At 24.7% G+C, this 576-nt stretch carries 2 protein-coding genes; one reads left to right on the top strand and one right to left on the bottom strand.

The annotated features are described in order from the left end of the window. Positions 1 to 45: 45 nt before the first annotated feature. Positions 46 to 186, bottom strand: coding sequence for a hypothetical protein (locus NK213_RS17950; protein ID WP_253351762.1), 141 nt, complete (start codon positions 184 to 186; stop codon positions 46 to 48). A gap of 40 nt (positions 187 to 226) precedes the next feature. On the opposite strand from NK213_RS17950, the gene NK213_RS17955 reads away from it, so the two are divergent. Further along, on the top strand, positions 227 to 538 hold the full coding sequence (locus NK213_RS17955) for a hypothetical protein (RefSeq protein ID WP_253351764.1): 312 nt from the start codon (positions 227 to 229) through the stop codon (positions 536 to 538). Positions 539 to 576: the final 38 nt, after the last annotated feature.

Consider the following 576-nt stretch of genomic DNA (forward strand, 5'->3'; position numbering starts at 1 on the left):
ATAAAGTCCTCCTGTTTTTAGTTTATCATAAAAAGATTTTTTTATTTACAGACTTTTTATCACAGGCTCCAAAAATAAAATCAAAGACATTTTTAGTATAAATTTAAATGAAATTACAAAATCAATTTTCAATTTTACATCTGCAATTGACAATTTAGGCTCTAAATCATTATCTAATTTTTTCAAACCTTTAAAAGATACCTCCTTAATCGTAAATAATATTATAATGGTTAAAGAAGCTTTGTTAGAAATGACTCATATTGATGGAAAATTTAATCTATTAAAAACATTAAAGCTTAGCTTAGTTATTGCTGCTTTCTATACTATAAATACTTTATTTGAAAATTTCAAATTTCATATCGAAAATAGTCAAGAATTATCTGAAAAATGGACTAATACAATTAATAAATGTAAAGATATATTAAGGCTTCTTTCCCTTGTTATTTCAGAATTTATTCTTACAATGTTCGGATTAAATGAAAATCTAACTGGTTCAGAGAATAATGTATGTAATGGTCAAGCAAAATGGGAACATTAGGATCCAAAGAAATTGAATCTAGCCTGGTAAGGAGTAAT

Origin of the sequence: Sebaldella sp. S0638, from assembly GCF_024158605.1 — a bacterium.
In the GTDB taxonomy this organism is placed as follows: Bacteria; Fusobacteriota; Fusobacteriia; order Fusobacteriales; family Leptotrichiaceae; genus Sebaldella.

Bases quoted from the DNA above. Each gene is read 5' to 3' on its own strand.
- NK213_RS17955 (WP_253351764.1), top strand. From the start codon at position 227: ATGGTTAAAGAAGCTTTGTTAGAAATGACTCATATTGATGGAAAATTT.